Source organism: Blastococcus sp. KM273128, from assembly GCF_021698975.1.
GTDB lineage: Bacteria > Actinomycetota > Actinomycetes > Mycobacteriales > Geodermatophilaceae > Blastococcus.
Genome location: NZ_SSXA01000208.1, coordinates 1 through 337 on the forward strand (window position 1 = coordinate 1; position 337 = coordinate 337).

1 protein-coding gene is annotated in these 337 nt (G+C 78.0%); it reads right to left on the bottom strand.

The window, feature by feature from the left end:
• A partial coding sequence (locus E9529_RS21610; RefSeq protein ID WP_236833302.1) for a hypothetical protein occupies nucleotides 1–251 on the bottom strand: 251 nt, incomplete at its 3' end.
• Nucleotides 252–337 lie beyond the last annotated feature (86 nt).

Below are 337 nucleotides of genomic sequence, written 5' to 3' on the forward strand. Positions count from 1 at the left end.
AGCATGCTCGCCGCGTGCAGCGCGTCCACGACCGCCGCCCGCCGCACGGGGCGCGGATCCGGCCGCACCAGGAGCGCGGCGTGCTGGGCGACCAGCCGGGCGCCGAGGACCCGGGCCACCCAGAGCCGCTCGCGGGGGAACCGCGGGTCGACCGCGGCGACGGCCGTGGCCGGTCGCAGGGCCAGGCCGAGGCCCGCGGCCAGTCCTGCCGTCGCGACGGCGCGGACCGTCGCTCGCTGCGTATTTCTCATCGGTCGCCCTCCAGGTGGTGGGTGGGTTCTCGGGCGGTAGCGCTGTGCCCCGCTGGTGTGGGCAGAGGGCGACTGTGCCCGAGGGG